The 21,362-nt window shown below is 58.7% G+C and carries 24 protein-coding genes and 1 pseudogene; 11 read left to right on the forward strand and 14 right to left on the reverse strand.

The genetic code is table 11. The annotated features are described in order from the left end of the window. Positions 1 to 13: 13 nt before the first annotated feature. Positions 14 to 382 (reverse strand): HIT family protein, encoded by a 369-nt coding sequence (locus CUJ86_RS07360; RefSeq protein WP_130646934.1) that lies wholly within the window; start codon positions 380 to 382, stop codon positions 14 to 16. Further along, positions 379 to 1,539 carry an HNH endonuclease domain-containing protein gene (locus CUJ86_RS07365; RefSeq protein WP_130646935.1) on the reverse strand — a complete coding sequence of 387 codons (1,161 nt, stop codon included), beginning with the start codon at positions 1,537 to 1,539 and terminating at the stop codon, positions 379 to 381. The genes CUJ86_RS07360 and CUJ86_RS07365 overlap by 4 nt, the downstream gene beginning before the upstream one ends. Positions 1,540 to 1,857: 318 nt before the next feature. Here CUJ86_RS07365 and CUJ86_RS07370 point away from each other — a divergent pair, with 318 nt between their 5' ends. Further along, the gene (locus CUJ86_RS07370; RefSeq protein ID WP_207231392.1) at positions 1,858 to 2,682 is read left to right on the forward strand and encodes a hypothetical protein; all 825 of its coding nucleotides are present in this window, start codon (positions 1,858 to 1,860) and stop codon (positions 2,680 to 2,682) included. 43 nt (positions 2,683 to 2,725) lie between these two features. On the opposite strand, the gene CUJ86_RS07375 is transcribed toward CUJ86_RS07370, so the two are convergent. Genes CUJ86_RS07375 through CUJ86_RS07390 form a run of 4 tightly spaced genes read right to left on the reverse strand, consistent with a single transcriptional unit; the run spans position 2,726 to position 5,107 of the window. Further along, complete coding sequence (locus CUJ86_RS07375; protein WP_130646937.1) at positions 2,726 to 3,100, reverse strand: DUF3467 domain-containing protein; 375 nt, start codon at positions 3,098 to 3,100, stop codon at positions 2,726 to 2,728. Continuing rightward, positions 3,101 to 3,580, reverse strand: a complete 480-nt coding sequence (locus tag CUJ86_RS07380; protein WP_130646938.1) for a hypothetical protein — start codon at positions 3,578 to 3,580, stop codon at positions 3,101 to 3,103. Positions 3,581 to 3,639: 59 nt separating this feature from the next. Beyond that, complete coding sequence (locus CUJ86_RS07385) at positions 3,640 to 3,960, reverse strand: hypothetical protein (protein WP_235855610.1); 321 nt, start codon at positions 3,958 to 3,960, stop codon at positions 3,640 to 3,642. Further along, complete coding sequence (locus CUJ86_RS07390) at positions 3,944 to 5,107, reverse strand: ORC1-type DNA replication protein (protein WP_130646939.1); 1,164 nt, start codon at positions 5,105 to 5,107, stop codon at positions 3,944 to 3,946. Before CUJ86_RS07390 ends, CUJ86_RS07385 begins: the two co-directional genes overlap by 17 nt. 446 nt (positions 5,108 to 5,553) lie before the next feature. Here CUJ86_RS07390 and CUJ86_RS07395 point away from each other — a divergent pair, with 446 nt between their 5' ends. Continuing rightward, positions 5,554 to 6,375 (forward strand): hypothetical protein, encoded by an 822-nt coding sequence (locus CUJ86_RS07395; RefSeq protein WP_165394824.1) that lies wholly within the window; start codon positions 5,554 to 5,556, stop codon positions 6,373 to 6,375. 144 nt (positions 6,376 to 6,519) lie between these two features. On the opposite strand, the gene CUJ86_RS07400 is transcribed toward CUJ86_RS07395, so the two are convergent. The 3 genes from CUJ86_RS07400 to CUJ86_RS07410 all read right to left on the reverse strand — a co-directional run bounded on the left by CUJ86_RS07400 (position 6,520) and on the right by CUJ86_RS07410 (position 7,515). Next, positions 6,520 to 6,723, reverse strand: a complete 204-nt coding sequence (locus tag CUJ86_RS07400) for a type II toxin-antitoxin system HicB family antitoxin (protein WP_130646941.1) — start codon at positions 6,721 to 6,723, stop codon at positions 6,520 to 6,522. 151 nt (positions 6,724 to 6,874) lie between these two features. After that, entirely contained in the window at positions 6,875 to 7,225 is a 351-nt protein-coding gene (locus CUJ86_RS07405) for a HepT-like ribonuclease domain-containing protein (protein ID WP_130646942.1), read from the reverse strand. Further along, complete coding sequence (locus CUJ86_RS07410; RefSeq protein WP_130646943.1) at positions 7,222 to 7,515, reverse strand: nucleotidyltransferase family protein; 294 nt, start codon at positions 7,513 to 7,515, stop codon at positions 7,222 to 7,224. Before CUJ86_RS07410 ends, CUJ86_RS07405 begins: the two co-directional genes overlap by 4 nt. 172 nt (positions 7,516 to 7,687) lie before the next feature. Here CUJ86_RS07410 and CUJ86_RS07415 point away from each other — a divergent pair, with 172 nt between their 5' ends. The 3 genes from CUJ86_RS07415 to CUJ86_RS07425 all read left to right on the forward strand — a co-directional run bounded on the left by CUJ86_RS07415 (position 7,688) and on the right by CUJ86_RS07425 (position 9,817). Beyond that, entirely contained in the window at positions 7,688 to 8,050 is a 363-nt protein-coding gene (locus tag CUJ86_RS07415; protein ID WP_130646944.1) for a nucleotidyltransferase family protein, read from the forward strand. Continuing rightward, positions 7,965 to 8,309, forward strand: a complete 345-nt coding sequence (locus tag CUJ86_RS07420; protein WP_130646945.1) for a HepT-like ribonuclease domain-containing protein — start codon at positions 7,965 to 7,967, stop codon at positions 8,307 to 8,309. Before CUJ86_RS07415 ends, CUJ86_RS07420 begins: the two co-directional genes overlap by 86 nt. Before the next feature lie 116 nt (positions 8,310 to 8,425). Next, entirely contained in the window at positions 8,426 to 9,817 is a 1,392-nt protein-coding gene (locus CUJ86_RS07425) for an ATP-binding protein (protein ID WP_165394825.1), read from the forward strand. Between the two features lie 154 nt (positions 9,818 to 9,971). On the opposite strand, the gene CUJ86_RS07430 is transcribed toward CUJ86_RS07425, so the two are convergent. Continuing rightward, on the reverse strand, positions 9,972 to 10,214 hold the full coding sequence (locus CUJ86_RS07430) for a hypothetical protein (protein WP_130646947.1): 243 nt from the start codon (positions 10,212 to 10,214) through the stop codon (positions 9,972 to 9,974). 99 nt (positions 10,215 to 10,313) lie between these two features. On the opposite strand from CUJ86_RS07430, the gene CUJ86_RS07435 reads away from it, so the two are divergent. The 6 genes and pseudogenes from CUJ86_RS07435 (at position 10,314) to CUJ86_RS07455 (ending at position 17,200) form a co-directional block, all read left to right on the forward strand. Then, positions 10,314 to 10,817: a hypothetical protein gene (locus CUJ86_RS07435; RefSeq protein ID WP_165394826.1), complete on the forward strand. Its 504-nt coding sequence runs from the start codon at positions 10,314 to 10,316 to the stop codon at positions 10,815 to 10,817. Positions 10,818 to 11,535: 718 nt separating this feature from the next. Beyond that, positions 11,536 to 13,140 (forward strand): annotated as a pseudogene (locus CUJ86_RS12365) (NosD domain-containing protein); the annotation flags it as partial. After that, on the forward strand, positions 13,141 to 14,985 hold the full coding sequence (locus tag CUJ86_RS12160; RefSeq protein ID WP_235855611.1) for a PKD domain-containing protein: 1,845 nt from the start codon (positions 13,141 to 13,143) through the stop codon (positions 14,983 to 14,985). Between the two features lie 36 nt (positions 14,986 to 15,021). Beyond that, positions 15,022 to 15,291, forward strand: a complete 270-nt coding sequence (locus CUJ86_RS07445; RefSeq protein WP_130646950.1) for a hypothetical protein — start codon at positions 15,022 to 15,024, stop codon at positions 15,289 to 15,291. 181 nt (positions 15,292 to 15,472) lie between these two features. Further along, a complete protein-coding gene (locus CUJ86_RS12165; RefSeq protein WP_235855612.1) occupies positions 15,473 to 15,781 on the forward strand; it encodes a DUF3471 domain-containing protein in 309 nt (102 codons plus the stop codon). Between the two features lie 108 nt (positions 15,782 to 15,889). Next, the gene (locus tag CUJ86_RS07455; protein ID WP_130646952.1) at positions 15,890 to 17,200 is read left to right on the forward strand and encodes a hemolysin family protein; all 1,311 of its coding nucleotides are present in this window, start codon (positions 15,890 to 15,892) and stop codon (positions 17,198 to 17,200) included. Between the two features lie 25 nt (positions 17,201 to 17,225). Here the strand turns inward: CUJ86_RS07455 and CUJ86_RS07460 are convergent, their stop codons facing one another. The 4 genes from CUJ86_RS07460 to CUJ86_RS07475 form a co-directional block, all read right to left on the reverse strand. Continuing rightward, the gene (locus tag CUJ86_RS07460) at positions 17,226 to 17,972 is read right to left on the reverse strand and encodes a class I SAM-dependent methyltransferase (protein ID WP_130646953.1); all 747 of its coding nucleotides are present in this window, start codon (positions 17,970 to 17,972) and stop codon (positions 17,226 to 17,228) included. A gap of 81 nt (positions 17,973 to 18,053) precedes the next feature. Beyond that, positions 18,054 to 18,788, reverse strand: a complete 735-nt coding sequence (locus tag CUJ86_RS07465) for a TetR/AcrR family transcriptional regulator (protein WP_130646954.1) — start codon at positions 18,786 to 18,788, stop codon at positions 18,054 to 18,056. 270 nt (positions 18,789 to 19,058) lie between these two features. Next, positions 19,059 to 19,901 (reverse strand): NAD(+) diphosphatase, encoded by an 843-nt coding sequence (gene nudC, locus CUJ86_RS07470; protein ID WP_130646955.1) that lies wholly within the window; start codon positions 19,899 to 19,901, stop codon positions 19,059 to 19,061. Between the two features lie 37 nt (positions 19,902 to 19,938). Beyond that, positions 19,939 to 20,739: an EFR1 family ferrodoxin gene (locus CUJ86_RS07475; RefSeq protein WP_130646956.1), complete on the reverse strand. Its 801-nt coding sequence runs from the start codon at positions 20,737 to 20,739 to the stop codon at positions 19,939 to 19,941. Positions 20,740 to 21,362: the final 623 nt, after the last annotated feature.

Consider the following 21,362-nt stretch of genomic DNA (forward strand, 5'->3'; position numbering starts at 1 on the left):
AACAAAACTCCCCTCAATACACCCTCTTCTCCGGTATGACCCCCCGCACCCCGCCCCTCGGGTTCTCGATATCCCCCTCATAGCGGGGGATCAGGTGGATGTGCAGGTGCATCACCGTCTGCCCGGCGGCCGCACCGACATTCACGCCGACATTGTAGCCGTCGGGACCGAACTCCCGGTCGAGGTGGCGTTTTCCCTCCCTGATCAGGGCGAGCAGTGCCTGCTGCTCCCGTTCGGTGGCCTCGAAAAAGTCTGCGAAATGCCGGAACGGGATGATCAGCAGGTGGCCCGGGCTCACCGGATAGCGGTCGTAGCGGGCATAGCAGAGGTCGTTTTCAAGCACGACCTCCGAGGGTTCGGGGTTACAGAACGGACAGGTCATAGCGCCCATGCCTCATTGCCCCTGATCTCGATTAAGTATCTGCATTTGTCGGCCAGGTGTTCGATCGCCAGGTCCTGCCAGTCGCTCCACGGGGCGTGGGGGCCGATAAGAGAGATCCGGACCTCCTCTTCAAAGCGGCGGGGGAGAGGGTCATGGAGCAGGTCCCAGCAGCCGATGATCTCCTCCTTCCGCCGTTTCAGGAAGGACGGGTCGGGGATGCGGTCGCTCTTCTTTGCATTGACTGAACTAAGGGCGGGGAGGAGGTTCCAGAGGTCGTTGTTCTTCCAGATCGAGAAGGGGAGGAGGTGGTCGATGTGCATCTCAGATGCCGAGGGGATCGCCCTCCCCGACCAGACGCACCGGAGGCCGCCCCCGCCGTCGAGGGCCGAGCGGTAGATCCTCTGTGCATCGGCGATCGCCCGTTCGGTCGTCGGGGTCTCGGAGAGCAGAGAGAACATGAACTCCTCGCTGACCGTCTGGGTCCTGTCCGCCCCTGCGGTGAATGCCGCCCACTTCCTCAGCAGGCACTCATCCCCGGAGATGAAACTCCCGAAATACGAAAAGATCGTGCAGAGCTCGCGGGAGAGGGAAAAACGGCCTGCGTGCTCAATCAAGAATATGCGGTCGATCGGCCGGCCCCCGGACAGCCTGGGCAGGGGGCGGTCGAAGTCAAAGACCGAATAATGCTCCCCTGACTGTGAATAGCCGAGGTGCTTCATCGGCATGCCGGTGATCGTGGTGCGGATCGCCCTGACGAGGGTAAGGAAGTCAGGCTGGATCTCATCAGGGATCCGGCCGCGGAAGTAGTCGTTATAGAAGACCGAGATCCCGCCCCTCTCCCGGTAATACTCGATGACCGGGATGAAGTGCCGCCGGAACGAGACATTTTTTCCGCTCTCCTGGTCCCTGGTCTCGCCGTTTTTCTGCGGGATGAACGTCGGCGCAGCAAATATCGGGTAGTAATAGAGGATCCACTTCTCAATGAGCAGCCCGAGCGGAAACCAGAGGCGATCGGGGCGGTCGGGATCGGCCTCCTCCAGGTGCAGGGACTGCTGGCAGACCTCGATGACGCCGCGGAGGAGGGCGTATTTGTAGGTGGCATCGGCACTGTCCCGGGCAATGATGGCGTTGATCTTCTGGTATTCGGCGAGGTCCATTCTATTCAGAAAAGAGAGTAGGGGAACGGGGAGATAAAGGTGTCGAGTTTTGCGTCGGAAGTGAATCTAAAAAAATCCACTCGAATGCCATTCGTCTGTATTTTGCTCAATTATATCCTGAATAGAAAAAATACGATGGATGTTATTTATGTTGGCTGAAAATAACTCGCTAAAAGTTCACGGTGTTTTCAAAAGAGTTAATTCCTGCCGATTTGATCCAGAGGTATGCATCTCTCCTCTGATATCGAAAAAGGGAAACTGATAGCCCCTCTTCTCTATGAAAAATTCAGGACAACCGGCATTCTCGGACACGTAAACATGCCCGAGGACCGCCCACCCGCCGGGGTCGAGGTCGGCTCCATCGAACACATCCTCTTTCTCACCCTCACCGTCTCGATCGACTACCAGCGGGACGCATACGCACTCTGGGAGAGCGCCCGGCACACCCATGAGGACCCGGAGACCAGGTACCTCTTCGAGCCGCGTGCACTGCATGAAACCCCACAGGCGCAGGTCTTCGCCGACCTGAAGAAGCATGGGCTCTCGAAGAAGCACAGTGCGGACACGAACATCTGGCGAACGGTCGGGATCTCCTTTTTCAAGAAATGGGGCGGCGACCCGCGGAACTTCCTGGCCGACTGCGGGTATGACGGCCCGACGGTCCTCAGGCGGTTGAAGGAGGACCGCCACCCCTTCAACGGCCGCGAGGCCCCGGACTTCCCCTTCCTGCGGGGGGATAAGATCGGGCCGCTCTGGCTGCGGATGCTCAGGGACAATGCCGGGCTCGATACCCTCACACACCTGGAAAGGGTCCCGATCCCGGTCGATATTCACGTCGCCCGCGCCTCGCTCTGCCTGGGGGTCGTCCGCGGAACCTATGAGGGACGGCTCGAGGACATATTCGAAGCCATCAGGCAGGCCTGGGCGGAGAGCGTCAGGGGCTACGAGGCCGGCGACCGGCCGATGGTCGCCCTGGACATCGACGAACCGCTCTGGCACCTCTCCAGAGCCGGCTGCGGGCGGCGGGACCCGGAGACCGGCGCCTGCCCGCTCCGTTCGACGTGCGAGTTCGGCAGATTCTGCGTGGGGGGCAGGGTGGCGATCGATGGGCGGACGGTGGTGCTGGATACAGGAGGACCATGAACGGCATGCCAGAAGACCGGGAAGAGCCCGAACAGGTCGGCCTCTACACCGTCCTCTCCTTCGTCACCCGGGAAACCTGCGTCGAAACCTCCCGCTCCCCGGCTTTCTCGGGGCGGTAGTGCTCCATCGCCCCGTCTGAATAGACCCTCTCCACCGTACCTGCAAGCGCCCCGGCGAGTTTCTGCGCCGCCGCATGGGACAGATACACCCGTGTTCCCTGTACGTGCATCTTCCCGTCCCGCTTCACGCCCGGCATCTGGAGAAAATCGATGAACACATCGCGGTGCGTGGCCTGCACATAGGCAAGGTTCGAGTACACCGTCCCCCCGATGTCCGGGACCAGATCAGACGGTTCATACTCGTACATCTCCCGCAGGTCGATCACCATTTTGCCGCCCTTCTTCTCCTCTCCATCCATTCAGACCGCCGCCCCATAGCATCCGGTGCCGGTTTTTTTCCCGGCCACATATTCGGTATCGGCCGTCGACGCCAGGGCGAATGGTTCGCACTCCTCCCTGAGAGTCGTCTGATAATACTCGCACACTGCCTGGTCCATGCACCCCGAACCGTCACGGTCGTCGAGGACCGCATATGCGAGGAACGAAAGCGCCACAAAGACCTTCGACCCCGTATTGACAGAGAAGACCGGGTGCTGCCGGTCGATCTCGTTCCGGTGCAGCAGGCCGAGCGACACAAGGGTCGCAAGGGCTTCCCTGAGCCGGGGCGCCGAGGCTCCGGTCAGTTCCTTGAGGTATTTCGGCGTATAGAGTGCAGAAGGATCGGCCACGACCTCTTCGACCACCTGCGCAAGCACGGTTTTTCCGAAAAGGCCGCCGAACGGTTTTTCAAGGAACTGCGCAACCTCTGCAGGCAACTCCGGGTAGACTGTGCCGGTCATCGCAACCACATATCCATACCTGCCCCCCACAACAATAAATATATTTTCCATGATTGAAACTATTTTTTCAGTCGGTGCCAGTGCCGGTGATGGGGCACCTCTTCGCCATACCGGACCATCCAGCGATCGGCCCAGGGGAGGTCCTCAAGTTTCAGAACCGCCTCTCCCCGCCAGGTGTACTTCTCAAGATAGGGTGACCCGATCGACCGGACAAATGAATGCGCATCAAAACCGGTCTGGAGATGTTTCTTGTGGCAATCCGTGAAGCGAACCATCGAACCTCGTTTCTTCACCCATGCAAGAAACCTGGCCCCTTCTTTCCCGGGATCCGGGCCATCCGGATCATCGCCCGATCCCATCGGTTCACCGTCCCCCCCCATACCCCCTCTCCTCCTCCGCCACGCCGGCGCCCCGCACCGGCATCACCTCCTCCACCCCGTCCCTGACCAGAACCGCCCGGGCCCGCCCCTTCCTCCTGACCTTCACCAGGTCCACCAGCCGGAGAAACTCCAGTTTGCGCAGATGGTCGTGGAACGCCGTATAACTCATCTGTCGGCGCTCCAGGAGACGCGTATAGGCCTCGGCCGAGATCACGGCCTCGTCCTCCGCCGACGCCAGCACCGCATCGAGCACCGCCCGCTCGCCCTCATTGAGAGACCCGAGCGCCGCCCCCACCTGCAGGTGCCGGGAGACCGCATAGGCGGCGTGCACATCCTCCGCCGTCACCGTCGTCCGGGCCTCCATCTCGGCCGCCAGTGCCGCCCGCCGCACCATGTCCAGCCCCACCCGCAGGTCCCCGCAGGCGTCGGTCCGTTCTGCCATCAGGTCGAGGATGGCGGGCGGCACCACCCCGGGGTAGAGCCCGGCCCGCACCCGGTCGGCGAGGATGCCGCGGATCTCCTGCCGGGAATAGGGCGGGAAGAAGACCTCGGAGGCATGGAGCACCGAGAGGGTCGAGGGGGTGAGGGCGGTGGAGAGATCCAGGTCCACGTCCGAGAGGGTGAGCAGCACCCCGGCCCTTGCCCCCGGATAGCCCTCGTGGATGCGGAGGAGAGAGGCGAGTACCTCGTCGAGCACACCGGCATGGAGGAGGTGGCCGGCATCGTCCAGGCAGACCACGAGCACCGCCCCGCGGGCGGCGATGTCGCCGGCGATACGGGCCATGACCCGCCGGAGCGGGACGCCGGTGCCGGGCGGGCTCTGCCCGAAGAGGGCGAGATAGATCTGGCTGAAGACCGCATAGGGGGTGCAGTGCGCCTGGCAGGGGACGAGCACCGGCACCACGGTCTCGCAGACCTCCCCGACCTCGGCGAAGATCCGGCGGACGGCCGTGGTCTTCCCGGTGCCCGGCACCCCCCGGAGGATGGTGTTGAGGGGGGTGGAGCCGTGCAGGCAGGGCCGGAAGGCGAAGGCGAGGTCCCGCACCTGGGCGTCGCGGTAGTGGAAGGTCTCGGGGAGGTGGTCGAAATCGAAGATCCGGGCGTCCCGGAAGAGCGTCTGGTCGGCCATGAGGGGGGTGGATGTCATGGGAGTGGATTCATGCGGAAATATAAAAGGGGGAGGTGGGCGTGGGGTGAAAGTGAAAGGGCAATGGGAGCAGTCCTCAACAACGATCGCCGCCATCAGTGAACCTTCTCGTGAGCGGGAGGAGCCGATGGGGATTGAATGGAGGGATCCCTCTCCTGAAAATGCTTGTTTCAGGGGTTTCCCCCTTAAATCGAGGCCAGGACATTGAAAGTCTCCCCTGTTGGATCGGACCTTCCGTTGAAGCAGAAATTCTCCTGCAGATCTCCGGCAAATTGTGGGATACGCATTCCAGAAACCATAATGCATGAAAATTGATATCAAATAAATTAATAATATTTATTAATAACAAAAAAAATGAATTGTTCCAGATATATATGGTCGGTCTTTTCGCATTACGGAGGCGTGCCGGGAGAAGTGCGGCACTGTTACATGACAGGAGAATCCAGGTGGCGGTGGGAATCTACCTTGCCGCAGTTCTCCTGATGGTAGGATTGAAGGGCACTGCCTTTGGAACGGAGATCGGCATCACTCTCATCGGCTACTATGTCGTTTTCGCCACGTTATGGCTGATTTTTGCAGCCCTCATCATTCTGGGATACATTGTATTCTGGAAACTGGTGAAATGGTTCCTGATCGTGTCCATCCTGGTCACTGTCCTGGTCGCCCTACTCCAGGTATGGGGTGGAAACGGGATGTTGTCATTCTTAGCGTTTGCACCTTTTGCCTACGCCGTTTCCATTTTTTTCTTATTCGGCCTTTTTTTCCTTGGTTCGGTGCTGGGAATCGGTACGGTCGGGGGCATGATCTTCTGTCTCCCTCTCGTCTGTCTGGCAGCCAGTGGGTGTGATGCCTCGAATTTTCCCGTATTGGGCGTCATTGCATTTGTTGCAGGGTTCGCATTCTTCTCATATGCGTTCTGGAAGGTCTATAAAAAGATCATTCTCCCGTTTTGCTTTGGTTTCTCACTCAGTTTTGTATCTGCACTGGTCGCATCGATCGTTGCCGGAATTCTCTTCGCCGGCGTGTATTCGCCGCATTTTCTTGAATTTATGTATTATATGATGGACCCCCGGAACCTGTCCGAAATTGGTGACATCTTTTCCATTTTTCTGCAGCATTTCGGTATCATTATTGTCTTATCAGGACTGGTCGGGTTGGGAACCGTGATAGCGGACGCCGATATCAGGGGTGAAGAACAGCAGAGAACCGATCAGGAAACACAATCCCGGGAACCGGAGGAGCCCGAGAATCTCGAAGTGAGTGCATAAAGGGGAGGCCTTCCCCCTTTTCACGCCGACATCAGGATCGATCCCCCGCCCCATCATCTGCAGCACGATCGCCACGGCACCGGCGGCGATCGGCCGGTCCAGACATGACGGACTCAGAAAAGAGCGTTCAATTGCAGGTCCGCCTTATATCACAATCTCGACCTGCTCGGATTTTTCGTTCAGGAGGCAATCGTCCTCAACCATTTCGAGATACACCTCGATCGCTTCCCTGATGGTGTCCAATGCCTCTTCCTTCGTCTCCCCCTCGCTGATGCAGCCGGGAAGGGCCGGGACATAGACGGTATACCCCCCTTCTTCAGAGGGTTCAAGCACAACCCGCAGTTTCATACCTCTCCCTGTCAGTTCCTGGAATGTATACGTAATTGAATCCTATCGCCGGCAGGGTTGGGCGGCTATGGCGTCTCCGGTTCGGTCGTGCGGGGCGAGATCATCCTGGCGAGCGATGCGTGATACGTGCGTGATGACGGTATGCCGCCCCTCACCCGCGGCCACCGCCCTCCTCCTCGATGATCCGGCAGATCTCCCGCCTGAGTTCGTGCACGCGGTTGACGACCGTCCGCCAGACCAGCATCGTGTCGACGCCAAAATAGGCGTGTATCAATTTATCCCGCATTCCTGCCATCTCCCGCCAGGGAACGGCAGGATAGTTCTGTTTCACGGACGCCGGGACGCCTTTGGCAGCTTCGCCGATGATCTCGAACTTTCTGATCACCGCACTCTTGGTCCTGTCGTCATGGAGGAACTCCTCATAGGTCATTCCGGCGGTGAACTCCTCGATCCGCTCCAGGGCGTCGGCGATATCCCGGAGATAGAGGGCAGAGGCCCTCATGCGACCAGCATATCGCGGGTGACTTCCCGGCGGATCTCCGGGCGGAGCGCCGTCTCCGGGACGACATCCACCTTCATTTCGAGGCGTTCTTCAAGGTACTGCGACAGCCCGACAAAGTCAAAGAGGTCGGCACCCGAACCGAACGTGACCAGGATGTCGACATCGCTGCCCTCCCCCTGTTCGTCGCGGGCATAAGACCCGAAGAGGGCGATCCGTTCGACATGATACCGTTCCCTGAGTTCGTCTTTCATCGACCGCAGGATGCCGAGGAGTTCGGTGCGGGTTTTCATATCTCTCACATCCCCTGTATACGTCCTTTTGTGCCGCCGGACCGCTTTAACCTATTGCCCGGCGTGCCGCCCCATCATCTGCACAACAACCCCCACCGCCCGCCCGGACCCGTCACGCGGCACCGCCCATCCGAACACTATAAATGAACGCATGCACCACCCGAAACCAGATATGGACGCTCTCGCCCTGATCCGGCAGAACCTCAGCATCATCCGGGAACGCTACGGCGTGGCACGCATCGGCGTCTTCGGGTCGGTCGTGCGTGGGGAGGCCACCCCGGCGAGCGATATCGACGTCCTGGTGGAGTTCAGGGAGGGGGAGGAGACCTTCGACCACCTGATGGACCTCACGTTTTACCTCGAAGACCTGATGGGGCGCCCGGTCGATCTCGTGATCGCCGACACCCTGAAGCCCAGGGTCCGGGGCACGGTCCTGGCAGAGGTGGTCTATGCCTGGGGACCTGCTGCTCTATCTGGAGGACATCAGGGACGCCATCGCCGCCATCCGCTCCTATGTGGGGGAACGGTCGTTTGAGGATATAGTCGACGATCCGATGTGCCTTGATGCAATCGTTTTGCGGTTCATCACCATCGGGGAGGCGGTGAAACATCTCCCGCCCGACCTCACCGCCCGCCATCCCGAGATCGAGTGGCGAAAAATTGCCGGGCTCCGGGATATCAGCGTTCATTCGTATTATTCGGTGAAACCGACGATTCTCTGGGATATCATCCAGACCAGACTCGGCCCCCTGGAAGAGGCCGTCGAAGGTCTGATCCAGGACGAAGGGGAGTGAACCCTTCACCCCCACCCCATCATCTGCAGCACGATCGCCACCGCATGCTCGGCCCCATCATGCGGCACAACCCTCCGCACACTATAAATGAACGCATGCACCACCCGAAAAGAGCGATGAAAACCCCCACGGATAACCTCACCCTTCTCCTCGCCCGCTATGAAGGGCGGCAGATCGACTTCAAGGAAGAGGTGAGCAGCACCTTCTACAAACTCCTCTCCGCTTTCTCCAACACCGCCGGCGGAACCATTGTCCTCGGCGTCAGGGACAGCGACCACGCCGTCACCGGCATCGACCTCAGAAACAACGCCCAGAAAAAACTCGCAGACAGCATCAGCAGCCGGCTCGGTATCCACCCGGTCATCGAAATCCACGAGATCGACGGCAAAAACGTCCTCATCGTCACCGTCGAGCAGAGCCGCACGCCGGTCGCCTATGACGGCCGCTACTACACCCGCGTCGGCGACACCACCCGCGAGATGCTCCCCGACGAACTGCGGGGCTTCTTCCAGGAGAGCATCGAGTGGGACAGCGTCACCGGGACGTTCGACCTCGATGAGATCGACGCGGCGAGCGTCCGGCGGTTCCTCGCCCTCGCCCGTGCGGCCGGCCGCCTCACGGCCATCGACCCGGACGAACCGGTCGAGGCCGTCCTCCGCCGTCTCGGTCTTATCAGGGACGGCCGCATGACCAACGGCGCCGTCGTCCTCTTCGGCACGGACCCGCAGCGCCACTTCCCGAACACCGTCCTGCGGATCGGCAGGTTCAGGCGGGCCGACATCATCATCGGCGACCACGAGATCAGGGGCAACCTCTTCGCCCAGTTCGAGGAGGCCGAGCGGATCATCAAGAATTACATCGGCGTCCGCTACGACATCTCAGAGGAGGCGATGCGGGAGTCCTTCCAGCGAAAGGAGGTCTGGGACTACCCGCTCCCGGCGATCCGTGAGGCCCTTCTCAATGCCCTCATCCACCGTGACTACTTCAACAACACCGTCCAGACTCAGGTCAGGATCTTCGACGACCACATCCGCTTCCACAACCCGGGCCGCCTCCCCGAGGGCGTCACCATCGAGATGATCCTCAGGGAGCACTACTCCTACCTCCGCAACCCCCGGATCGCCGACATCTTCTACCGTGCCGGCCTGGTGGAGCGCTACGGGTCAGGGATCGAGCGGATCCTCCGGGCTTTCCGCGATGCCGGCGCCCCGGCCCCCACATTCTCCAGCACGCCCCTCGGTTTCACCATCGACATGCACACGGACGCCCTGACCGACGGCGCCCTGCAGGAGATGGGGCTTGGTGAACGGCAGATCTCGGCCGTTCATTACCTCAAGGAGCACGGCACCATCACCAACAGCCAGTACCAGGACCTCGCCGGCGTCTCGGCAACCACTGCCCTCAAGGAACTGAAAGCCCTGGCCGAACTCGGTATCCTGGAACGCAGGAGCCCCTCAAAGAAGAAGACGCATTATGTGCTGGCGCAGGGGCCGGTGCCTGATGTCTGATGTGTGGATATTATCGTGGCGATATTGTGAAAATGGCGCCTATAATCTGCCCGATTGATGTCCCGTGTTCGAGAGGTGCGGATAATGTGTGGATATTTGTGTGATAATGCGTGATCAGTGCGTGATGGTGCCCGGGGCAAAGAGGGGGAACCCTTCACCCCCACCCCATCATCTGCAGCACGATCGCCACCGCTCCCCCCACAACTCCCCCCGCTCCGGCGGCGATCTGCCTGTCCCGTCTCGCCTCACCCACCTTTTCGCTCTGCCAGCCCTCGAGGGAGCGGAGGCGCTCTTCGGTCCGGTCGCCCTGCTCCTCCATCCGTGCAAGCGTCCGGCAGATCCATTTCACGTCCCGGGCGGTCTCGGCCACCACCTCCTGGGTGCTGCGTTCCTCCATGCTCGATACAGTGGTGATAAGGCAGATTAATATTACTTATAGTAATATTGTGATGTGCCTGTCATGCACCCGGGAGCATGCTGGCAGGAGTACCAAACCATGGCAGACTTTGTCGAGACCAGCAACACCAAGACCGCCGTCCGGCAGATCCCGGCCGCAATCGCCGATATTGCGACCTTCGAGGGGATCATCGCCGACGTGATCGCCACCAACCCCTGGGGGTGCGTGGAGTATGTGCAGGGTGGGGCCACCCATCCGGGCGTTGAGCGCAACCGCCAGTCCTACACCGTGCGGGTGAACTATGAGGACGGCGAGGGCAGCGTCGTGGGGTCGGTGAGCGCGAAGGCCCCGGATATGTCCGGGTTCAACGCCGCCGCCACCGAACTCGCCGCAAATGCCGCCCTGGAGGCGGCGCTTGGAGGAGATGCCGTCCGGAACCCGGACGCCGACGCCTTCAGCTGCCAGCTGAAGTGCCATGACGCCAACGGGGAGACCTATTACGTCACCTTCGCCCGCGAGAGCGTGCGGATCACCTCGTATGAGGACGACGCCATTCTCGCCACCGTCGAGACCTGGGCGGACGGGGTTGCGGCCCTGAACTGAGGGGGATCTTTCCCCTTCTTCTCCTGTGCGACAATCTCATCATTCTGGGCGTAGTTTGCGATTTTGAGCGCGTTAATCTCGATAGTCCGGGCGTTTTTTCGGATGTGGGCGTTCTGGGGGTATTTTGAGGAACGGAGAAGAAATGGTGCCGTTTCATCTGGAGTTCTGGGGGTGCGTGAGCGTGATCAGGAGCGAGGGGCCGGAATGGTGGGGAGAGGGGACGAAAAGGGCGGGAAAACGGGCGGAAATGGCCTGGATTGGACCTGATTTTAGGGGGTTTGCCCGGTTAGGACTGGCGGTTGGCGAATGCTGAGGTGTACTAAAACGCCTGGGCTGCCGCACAATGCTGTCTATGAATGCAGGTGCAATCATTTGGAGAAATTATATAAATTGTGTTGAATTATTTTTGGCCGTGGTTTGATCTGCTCTGATCAAATCGGTAGAAGAATGTGTAATAAATGAGTGACAATTTTTCAATCCATGATCATATGGCATTCATTCAGGCAATTCTTGCCGTATCTCATTTTACGACGGCAGATTCGTCTATAAAGTCAAATATCCCGATTTCATCCGGGAATATTTTCATTCAGCGCCTATTCAAGATTTTACAGATTTTTTCACAGAAGCCATACATGGAGTGAATCTTGAGAAAAGGAGTTGAACTATGATATTCAGGAAGATGATTCTCCCAGGAGTGGCGTTGGTCACTCTTCTTGTTATGGTGGGGAGTGCTCAGGCCGCGACATTCGAGGTGTACGGACCGATTGTAATTGAGACTCCCGGAACATATGTGCTGCAAAATGATATACTTGACTGCAATGAGCTTGACTGCATAAAGATCATCGTATCTGATGTCATTTTTGACGGGAACGGGTATACTGTCGATGGGAGAGATACCGGATGTTATGCATTCCGTGTGCAGAATGACACAGGTGATCCACTTAACAATGTCCAGATAAAGAATCTCAATCTCACTGACTGGCGACGTGGAGTATACTTCAATAATGTGCACAATGGACGGATAGAGGACATTTATGCCGCCAGCAACGAATATGGGATTGAACTGTCATCTTCTGAGAACAACATCCTCACCAACAACATTATCGTTGACAACACGGATTACGGGCTTCACATTCCTTCATCAGGCGAGAACCTGATCTATAACAATTATTTCAGCAATGACGATAATGTTGCGTGGTGGATAAATGTTGGGACAAACATTTGGAATGTCTCACAGAGAGAGGGCCCCAATATCATTGGCGGAGATTATATCGCCGGAAATTATTGGGGAACACCTGCCGGAGACGGGTACTCACAGACGTGTCTTGATGTCGATCGTAATGATATCTGCGATGAAAAATTTGTGATTAACCCATATGGAGATAATTTCGATTTCCTTCCTATTGGCGGCTTCAAACCGCCTCTCCCCGGCCCGGTCTACGGCCCGCAGATCATCGCGTACAGCGGGACGTATACTCTCCAGAACGATATCGCCGATTGTGATTGGGCTCAATGCTTTGAGATTATCGCATCGGATGTCATTTTTGAAGGAAACGGATACACAATCGATGGAATAGATTGGGGCTCCTCTGCTGGATTTCTCGTCAAAGATCTAGACGATGAACCATTGACAAACATAACCATCCGCAACGCCGTCCTTACAGACTGGTACAGAGGTATCTTCTGTAATGACGTGCATGATGGACTGATCGAGAACATTTTTGCATCGAGTAACGACTACGGCGTCGTGCTGGAATTAGCATCTGAAAGCATCACTCTCAAAGACAGCACCATCGTTAATAACAGAATTTACGGTTTAGGCATCCCCTCTTCAGGCCACAACCTCATCTATAATAACTATTTCAATAATAGCATAAATGCTCAAAGTTACTCGATTTTTGGGTCAAATACATGGAACGTCTCGATGACCGAAGGCCCCAATATCATCGGCGGGGAATACATCGGGGGAAATTATTGGGCCACTCCCGAAGGTGACGGACATTCGCAAATCAACCCCGATGGGAACGGCGACGGTTTTTGCGATCTCGAATATGACCTCATGACGTTGTTTACGAACATAGATTGGCTTCCACTCACTACCACCGGTGTAATTCAACCTCCGGAAGCCAACTTCACATCCAATATCACCAGTGGCAAAGCTCCATTGACCGTTTCTTTCAGCGATACATCGACAGGAGAATTTATTGAATCCTGGCTTTGGGAGTTTGGCGATGGATTCACATCAGTTGATCAGGACCCTATACACACCTATGTTGAACCGGGGAACTATTCAGTCAATCTCACCGTCACGAATTCTGTTGACATGTATGATTCACAGATTCGGGAGAACTACATCACTGTAGAAGCACTGGTCGAACCGGTAGCCGACTTCTCGGCCGATGTCACCACCGGTAAACTACCCCTCACGGTAACCTTCATCGACAACTCAATAGATGCGGTATCCTGGGCGTGGGATATCGACAACGACGGTGTCATCGACTATACCGACCAGAACCCGGTACATGTCTACACCGATCCGGGGACCTACTCGGTCAGTCTCACGGTGACCAGTATCGATGATGTCTCTGTCACGATCCTCATGGAGAACTACATCACTGTAGAAGCACTGGTCGAACCGGTAGCCGACTTCTCGGCCGATGTCACCACCGGAAAACTGCCCCTCACGGTAACCTTCATCGACAACTCGATTGATGCGGTATCCTGGGCGTGGGATATCGACAACGACGGTGTCATCGACTATACTGACCAGAACCCGGTACATGTCTACACCGATCCGGGGACCTACTCGGTCAGTCTCACGGTGACAAGCGAGGATGGCCTAATCGATTCCCTGCTCAGGGAGGCGTACATCACCGTGGAACAGATCGATCCGCCAGTTGCGGATTTCGAGGTGAGTATAACCACCGGCATTGCGCCGCTGACCGTTCAGTTTACCGACTGTTCCGCCGGGTCTCCGACAGCATGGGCGTGGGACTTCAGCGATGGCGCCACCTCGGACAACCAGAACCCGCAGCACATCTATTCTGATGCGGGCACCTTTGACGTCTCACTCACCGTCACCAATTCGGGAGGCAGCGACAGCACCACCAAAACCGACTATATCATCGTCACCTCCCCCAACAGCCCCCCCATCGCCGATGCGGGCGACTCCTATACAGCACCCGAAGGAACTGCCGTCACCCTCGACGCCTCCGGTTCATCCGATCCCGACGGCGACGATCTCCAGTTCCGGTGGGACGTGGACTCGGACGGAGAATGGGAGACCTCCTGGTCGGCCAACCCGGAGTATTCCTTCACATGGGAGGACGACTTCTCGGGCATGGCAACCGTCGAAGTCTCTGACGGGGAATTGAGTGCCACCGCAACCGCAGATGTTTCGGTGAGCAATGAACCCCCAACATTCGGTGCGATCACCGCTCCCGTCGATCCCGTTCAGGTGGACACGGCGGTCTCGGCATCGGCTGAATGGACCGATCCAGGAACGCTCGACACCCATACTGCTTCGTGGGACTGGGGCGATGGCACCTCCTCTGATGGTGTCGTGGCCGGAACAGAAGGATCAGGCACGATCACCGGAACGCACACCTATACCGTGGCAGGCGTGTACACGATCACTCTTAAGGTGACCGATGACAATGGCGGTGCTGTCTTGTCTGTGTACCAGTATGTGGTCATCCACGATCCTGACGGCGGCTTCGTCACTGGCGGCGGCTGGATCGAGTCGCCGGCAGGTGCCTACGTCGCCGATCCCGATCTCACCGGGAAAGCGACCTTCGGGTTCGACTCGAAGTACAAGAAAGGGGCCAACGTACCGACCGGAGAGACCGAGTTCCAGTTCCAGGTTGCCGACCTCAACTTCCACTCCGACGAATACGAGTGGCTCGTCGTTGCCGGGGCGAAGGCGAAGTACAAGGGAACGGGGACCATCAGTGGCGAGGGTTCATACAAGTTCATGCTCAGTGCCGTCGACGCCGACATCAACAAGAAGGATGCCTTCGAGATCGACCGTTTCCGAATCAAAATCTGGGAAAAAGACGAGTTGGAAAATGAAATCATTATCTATGACAACGGCCTTGGAGCCGATCTTGAGGACGACAACGCCCTGACCGAGATCGGCAGGGGGTCGATTGTCATCCACACAAAATAACTCTTTTTTGAGGCGTATGGTGGCCCACACCGACTAATGGCGCCGTTTCACCCAAACCGCGACCGGCGGATCGACTGGGAGGCGGCGAAGACGCGGGTGCTGAGCGTGCTGCGGCAGCGCTCGATGTGCGGCGAGGGGGGGCTGTCGAATGCGGAGATCAGGCAGATCGCCCACCTGGACCGGTATCAGGCGGTGCGGTTGATGAAAGAGTTGCAGCATGAAGACCCTGCGGTTGTTCGCGAGGGCGTGGGGAAGGGCAGCCGATATCGCTACCTGCCGGGCGGGAGCGAACACCGGGGTTTGTGATCAGATATGTGATCTGCACATATCGATCACATATCCCCTCGTTTATGTGATCGGGTATGTGATCTGCACATATCAGTGCTTAATTGTGATGTCAGGATGGGGTGGGACCGGCGGGCAACCGCCGCTCGCAAGGATGCAGGCTCACCGGCACTTCCCCGCCTCCTCTTTGTTACGTGTATGGGTGGTACGCCCGCACGGACCTCTCGGCCCAGGCTCGGCCCGCCCCGGTGCGGCGTATAGCGGTTCGTATGCGCAGGACTATTACGGCACCGTCCGCATCGAGACGAATGCGACCGGCCTCCTGGCGTACCCCGGCCACAGCACGAGTCCGCTGTTCCTGGTCCCGTATGACGGTGACACCTTCCGCGATACGGCGACAGATACCCCCGTAGTGTTCGCCGTCGGCAGCAACGGGACCGCGGAGAGTGTCCGGTTCGTGCAGTTCGACCTGCCCGGGCGGAACGGGACGTTTGTCCGCATCTCGCCATAATTTTTTTCAGGGCCGTGCAGGCGCCCGCCCTCCCGGTAACATTTTCGAGCCGGAGATCGGTTCCATGACAACGGTTATAACTTCCATTGTGAGGATAGTAACTCGACAATGTCCTATCTCGTCGAGATTGCCATCATCGTTCTGCTCATCACCTTCAACGGCGTCCTCTCGTTGTCGGAGTTCGCCATCGTCTCCGCCAGGAGGGCGAAGCTCAGGCAGAGGGCGGATGAGGGGGACTCCGGGGCGGCGGTGGCGCTGGACCTCGCGGAAGAACCGACGCCGTTTCTTTCGACCATCCAGATCGGGATCACCCTTGTCGGCATCGTCGCCGGTGCATATGGCGGTGCGACGGTGGCCGAAGGGCTTGCCGCCTCCTTCACCGCATTCCCCGCCCTCGCCCCCTATGCCGAAGCGCTCGGCATCGTCCTGGTCGTCCTGGTCATCACCTACTGCAGCCTGATCTTCGGAGAACTCGTCCCCAAACGCATCGCCCTCAACAACCCGGAGGATATCGCCTCAGCCGTCTCGAAACCGATGCGGGCCCTCTCTCTTGCCTCAGCGCCCCTCGTGTTCGTGCTCAGCCGGTCGACCGATGCGGTACTCGAGGTCATGCGCATCCGCGAGAGCACCGGGCCGCCGGTGACCGAAGAGGAGATCACGATCATGCTCGAGGAGGGGACAGAGGCCGGGATCTTCGAGAAGGCCGAACTGAGCATGGTGGAAGGCGTGTTCGGGCTGGGCGACCGCCGCATCGAGTCCCTGATGACTCCCCGCTACGAGATCATCGCCCTCGATCTCAACAACCCCGACGAAGAGAACCTGAAGAAGATGGTGCGGAGCGGTCGTTCCACCTTTCCAGCATATGAGGGGGACCTGGACGCCGTCGTCGGGATGGTATCGGTAAAATGCGTCCTCGCAGCCATGGTGGAAGGAGGGTCGTCGGATATCAGGGGGGCCGTCACTGCACCGTTCTTTGTCCCCGAGTCCACCCCGGCCCTCAACGTGCTTGACTCTTTCAAGGAAACGGGCATGCATAGTGCGCTCGTCACCGACGAGTACGGCAATGTCACCGGTCTCGTCACCCTTCATGATATCCTCGAGGCCATCGTCGGCGATGTCCGCACCCCCGGAGAGATGGAAGAGGCGCCGGTCGTCGTCCGTGAGGACGGGTCGTGGCTGATTGACGGGAGCACCCCGATTGAAGAGGTCAGGGATACCCTGGGGGTCAAACAGTTTCCCGGCGAGGCGGAGGGGCACTACCGCACCGTTGCGGGGCTGATCATGTACGCCCTGAACCGGATACCTGCCACCGGAGATCACATCGTCATTGGCGATCTCCGGTATGAGGTCGTGGATATGGACGGAAACCGGGTGGATAAGGTGATGGTGGCGAGAGTTCCTCCGGTTCTCCAGGATTAATGGGTTATGGTTTCGCGCCGGCGGATCAGGGGCTCCTCAGGATGAAGAACTCGTAGCCGTACTCCTCCCCGTGCTCCCGGAACACCTCGATCTCCCGCTCGGAGAAGGCCACCTGCGCCTCTGCGTCCGGGTTGCCGGCCGCCTCCTTCTTCAGGCCGGGCAGCCGTTTCTGGAGGGGCATATAGTAGCTGTCCCACCACGCGGAGGCCGGGAGCCGGAAGGTGGCGACGACCTCGTATCCTGCCTTCTCAGCGATCGCACCGGTCTCCTCGACACTCTGTATCGCCGGGTAGCAGTCGTTCCAGAATGCCAGGGCCTCGGGCGAGGGCCGGTCGGTGAACCAGACCGATTCGGTGAGGCAGAGGTAGCCGCCCGGCCGGAGAAGCCGCTTCCACGACCGGAGCCCCTCCTCGAAGCCCACGATGAAAATGGAGCCCTCCGCCCAGAGGACGTCGAAGGATGCATCCTCGAACGGCAGGTCGTCCATGGACGCCCTCACCGTCGTGATCCTGTCCCCCACCCCGGCCGCCGCCGCCCTCCCGGCGAGGTCGTCCAGGAACGGCTGGTGGATGTCGACGGCGGTGATCCGGCAGTCCGGGCATATCCGGGCGAGCTCGATCGTCTGCATCCCGGAACCGCACCCGATATCCAGGATCTCCGGCCGCTCCGGGAGGTCCTTCAGCATCGAAAACGCTTTTCTCGTGCACTCGTTGCTCCCCGGCCCCTGGCGGGGGAGACCCTCGTGCATCTTTAAGATGAATGAAATGTCCATTGCCGTAGAATTATGCCGTCCTGATTATTTAACGGACGTGGTCAGGAACCTGAAAGAGCGGGGATATCCTCGCTCCCGCGATTAATAATGGACTGATTTTGTTGTTTCTCTCTCCCCGGGCGCCGGAGGTTCTGATAAATGGAATCCGAATGCCGCGAAATCCCTGACGTCCATCCTGTGGGACCCCTCGCCGGGAGAAAGCGCCGGAATGATGAACCGGAAGAATTCACCGGCAAACCGCTCATAAGAAAATCCCTCGGCCTCGATCACCAGTTTCCACCGGTCTTCCATGGAGAGGATGCCCATGAAGGAGACCATCAGGTACATCGAGGTGAGGAACGGGTCGAGATCGGGCCGGATCGTCCCGTCGTCGATGCCCTCCTGGACTGCGTCCCGCAGGATCCGGCGGCAGGTGCCGTATCCCTTTCCGATCTCTGCGGTATACGGGTTTTCTCTGGAAAAACGCTCGGAGCCGTAAAAGTGGATCAGCCGGAGATAATCCGGGTGTTCCTGTGAGAACCGGTAATAGGCCTGGCCCATCAGGGCTACCTTGACGATTCCGGGGGCCTGTTTTTCCATGCACTCTGTGTATTTTTGCTTGAGGATCTCGACGCCGCGGAGAACGATGGTGGCGAACAGCGTCTCCTTGTTTTTAAAATACAGGTAGATCGTCGCCTTATTCAGTTCGACCTCGCGGGCGATCTCGTCCATGGTGACCTCTTCGTACCTCCGGGAAAAAAAGAGGCGCTCGGCTGCATCGACGATCTCGGTCTTTCGCTGTTCCTTTTCCCGTTGTCTTCTATCTTTGATTCCCATCTCTGTTCTCCTGCTTCTGTCCGGCACTCTCTTTTTCGGTCTCAAGGGCGTTGAGAAGCCATGCCATGATCATTCAAGCATCATTGGGGCGCCCTTCAGTGGGGATACCCGCTTTCTCAAGCTCTTCCATGATATGCCTCATCAGAATGGCGGTGTTTCCATCCTTCCGGGGCCGGCTGTTGATCGCCATTACGCTCGTCACCGTTCATCCCTCCTTCCCTTTAATGGCAAAACCCTTCAGGCCCCCTCGTTCTGTAACTCCGGCAGGTGTTAGACCTCCCGCCGGATCCAGGCCTCGATGAGCGCCCGGGTGATGCTCGCCTTCCGGGGATAGGGGGGCAGGGAATCGCGGGTAAACCAGCCGGCGGCTTCGATCTCCTGATGGTCAATCCGGATCTCTCCTCCGGCATGGTCCGCCACAAAGCCGATCATGAGCGAATCGGGAAACGGCCAGGGCTCGCTCCCGAAGTACCGGAGGTTTCGCACTGCAATGCCGACTTCCTCGCCGACTTCGCGGTGGACAGTCTGCTCGAGGTTCTCGCCGAGCTCGTTGAAGCCGGCGATGACCGAGAAGACCCCCGGCGGGGAGGCGGGGGAGCGGGCGAGCAGCACCTCCTCACCCTTTTTGATCAGCACGATGATGGCCGGGGAGATCCTGGGATAGATGATGCGGCCGCATGCCGTGCAGATCCGCGCCCGCTCGGTCGTGAGCGGGCGGGTTTGTGCGCCGCACCTCCCGCAGAAGGCGGTCGAGCGGTCAAAGTCGAGGATCCGCACGGCATAGGAGGCAAGGGCCATGTCGCTATCCGGCACCGTTCCGGAGAGTTCACGGACCGGCGACGGATTCCAGCCGGCCGGCGGCGCCGCACCGGCAGGGACTTCGGCGGCATAGTAGTAGAGGTCGTCACGGGTGCCGAGATACACCGGCGCACCGCACACCAGACCGGCGGGGAGCGGGTCGGACATGAGAACGGTGCCTGGTGCCGGGCCGCTCTGGAAGAGCACAGAACTGCCCTGGACCAGGACCCAGCGTCTCTGTGCGGGCGACGGGTCCTCCGGTTCCGGGTAGACGGGGAGGAGGGGGCGGACTGCGTAGAACGGGCGGTGCTCCATCAGATGTCCCCGATATGTGTCTGCAGCGGTCTCCCCGCTAAAGGAAACATTCAGGCTCCTTTCGCTCGCTGTAAAGCGTATGGAGGCGCAACGACGCCTCTTTCACCGGCCCGGGTTTCATCGTCCTGGCGTGGTTCGGGCAATTTTTGATGCAGGCGCAGCACGTAATGCATTTTTGTGTATCGATCACGCTGCTGTCTTCCGGATCGATGGCGCCGACCGGGCATCCCTCTGCGCAGATCCCGCACCGGGTGCACGCATCCCCGACCGCGATAAAATCGACGGTCCAGAGTCCCGAGTCACCCCGGTACGGACGACAGCCGGGTATCTCCACTTCAGGTATCTGGTCGGCCGACGGGACGGCGTTGAGTTTTTCCCGTATTTTTCGTCCAAACGACTCTGCGTGGTGGAGGTCGCCTGCATCCGGACGGTCCTTTGCCGTCGGTGTCTCGTTGGTGGAGAATGAGTGTTCCCCGATATAGGCCGCACCGGCGATCGGTCTGCACCCGCACCGGACCAGAATGTCTTTCAGCTCGATGAGTGCGTCTTCATACACGCGATTGCCGTAGACGACGACACATACCGCAGGCGTATTCCGGGCGGAAATTGCATGCAGCCATTTGGTCAGGAGGGCCGGCACCCGCCCCATATACACCGGCACACCGATAATGAGCAGGTCCTGTTCCGATGTTCGCAGCGGCCGGACTCTCGCATCCGGGCGGGTGAGATCCAGCGCCTCCAGGCTGCCGTGATCAATGCCGCGTGCAATGCCCTGGACAACCGCTTTCGTCGTTCCCGTGGGTGAAAAATATACCAGTTTCACCGATTCCGTTTTCATTTCACTTACTCCGTCAATTTGGTATGAGTTTTACACATAACGCCGTTCATTCGATTCCACGCTCACTCCTCTCCCATGGATCGGTCCCTCCAGGATTCTGTCCGGAGGGAATCTCACAAGAAGGATTTAACTCACAGTTATATTATAACTATTGGTTACTAAATAGCTGTAAGTTGGGAGCCATGGAGAGCCAGGGAAAAAGAGGAGATACCTGATGGCATATCCGGCGTCGTGAATCGCCAGAAATAGAAATTTTATCCGGCATTTTTTCAATAGAGCGTGCTGATCACCTCGTACGAGGACGACGCCGTTCTCGCCACCCCCGGTGGGTGTCCTGGTGCGGGCAGCCTACGAACAGGAGGGCATTGGTCTGAAGCGAGCATGGGCGAATATAAACACCGGCATTCATTCCAGACCATGAAAAGGCAGGTAAGTTTGTTACCTGCCATATGCCAAAATGGCCGGATTCTGGATAGTGCATGGTGGTCATCCTGCGCCACTCTCTCCCCCCAAGAGGGGGCGACGCGCAGCTCGAAGGTGCGCCCCGCAGATCGGCCAGAATGGTGTCGGGTTATTGGTGAAACTGGTCCATGCGATACCAATTGGAGAGGAGCGATTCCATC

It is taken from the genome of Methanofollis fontis (assembly GCF_004297185.1).
Classification (GTDB): domain Archaea; phylum Halobacteriota; class Methanomicrobia; order Methanomicrobiales; family Methanofollaceae; genus Methanofollis; species Methanofollis fontis.

Excerpts from the sequence above, each read along its gene's own strand:
- CUJ86_RS07360 (WP_130646934.1), bottom strand. The coding sequence starts at position 382 with ATGACCTGTCCGTTCTGTAACCCCGAACCCTCGGAGGTCGTGCTTGAA.
- CUJ86_RS07365 (WP_130646935.1), bottom strand. The coding sequence starts at position 1,539 with ATGGACCTCGCCGAATACCAGAAGATCAACGCCATCATTGCCCGGGAC.
- CUJ86_RS07370 (WP_207231392.1), top strand. The coding sequence starts at position 1,858 with ATGCCCGAGGACCGCCCACCCGCCGGGGTCGAGGTCGGCTCCATCGAA.
- CUJ86_RS07375 (WP_130646937.1), bottom strand. The coding sequence starts at position 3,100 with ATGGATGGAGAGGAGAAGAAGGGCGGCAAAATGGTGATCGACCTGCGG.
- CUJ86_RS07380 (WP_130646938.1), bottom strand. The coding sequence starts at position 3,580 with ATGACCGGCACAGTCTACCCGGAGTTGCCTGCAGAGGTTGCGCAGTTC.
- CUJ86_RS07385 (WP_235855610.1), bottom strand. The coding sequence starts at position 3,960 with ATGGGGGGGGACGGTGAACCGATGGGATCGGGCGATGATCCGGATGGC.
- CUJ86_RS07390 (WP_130646939.1), bottom strand. The coding sequence starts at position 5,107 with ATGACATCCACCCCCCTCATGGCCGACCAGACGCTCTTCCGGGACGCC.
- CUJ86_RS07400 (WP_130646941.1), bottom strand. The coding sequence starts at position 6,723 with ATGAAACTGCGGGTTGTGCTTGAACCCTCTGAAGAAGGGGGGTATACC.
- CUJ86_RS07405 (WP_130646942.1), bottom strand. The coding sequence starts at position 7,225 with ATGAGGGCCTCTGCCCTCTATCTCCGGGATATCGCCGACGCCCTGGAG.
- CUJ86_RS07410 (WP_130646943.1), bottom strand. The coding sequence starts at position 7,515 with ATGAAAACCCGCACCGAACTCCTCGGCATCCTGCGGTCGATGAAAGAC.
- CUJ86_RS07415 (WP_130646944.1), top strand. The coding sequence starts at position 7,688 with ATGGACGCTCTCGCCCTGATCCGGCAGAACCTCAGCATCATCCGGGAA.
- CUJ86_RS07420 (WP_130646945.1), top strand. The coding sequence starts at position 7,965 with ATGCCTGGGGACCTGCTGCTCTATCTGGAGGACATCAGGGACGCCATC.
- CUJ86_RS07425 (WP_165394825.1), top strand. The coding sequence starts at position 8,426 with ATGAAAACCCCCACGGATAACCTCACCCTTCTCCTCGCCCGCTATGAA.
- CUJ86_RS07430 (WP_130646947.1), bottom strand. The coding sequence starts at position 10,214 with ATGGAGGAACGCAGCACCCAGGAGGTGGTGGCCGAGACCGCCCGGGAC.
- CUJ86_RS07435 (WP_165394826.1), top strand. The coding sequence starts at position 10,314 with ATGGCAGACTTTGTCGAGACCAGCAACACCAAGACCGCCGTCCGGCAG.
- CUJ86_RS12160 (WP_235855611.1), top strand. The coding sequence starts at position 13,141 with ATGTATGATTCACAGATTCGGGAGAACTACATCACTGTAGAAGCACTG.
- CUJ86_RS07445 (WP_130646950.1), top strand. The coding sequence starts at position 15,022 with ATGGCGCCGTTTCACCCAAACCGCGACCGGCGGATCGACTGGGAGGCG.
- CUJ86_RS07455 (WP_130646952.1), top strand. The coding sequence starts at position 15,890 with ATGTCCTATCTCGTCGAGATTGCCATCATCGTTCTGCTCATCACCTTC.
- CUJ86_RS07460 (WP_130646953.1), bottom strand. The coding sequence starts at position 17,972 with ATGGACATTTCATTCATCTTAAAGATGCACGAGGGTCTCCCCCGCCAG.
- CUJ86_RS07465 (WP_130646954.1), bottom strand. The coding sequence starts at position 18,788 with ATGGGAATCAAAGATAGAAGACAACGGGAAAAGGAACAGCGAAAGACC.
- nudC (WP_130646955.1), bottom strand. The coding sequence starts at position 19,901 with ATGGAGCACCGCCCGTTCTACGCAGTCCGCCCCCTCCTCCCCGTCTAC.
- CUJ86_RS07475 (WP_130646956.1), bottom strand. The coding sequence starts at position 20,739 with ATGAAAACGGAATCGGTGAAACTGGTATATTTTTCACCCACGGGAACG.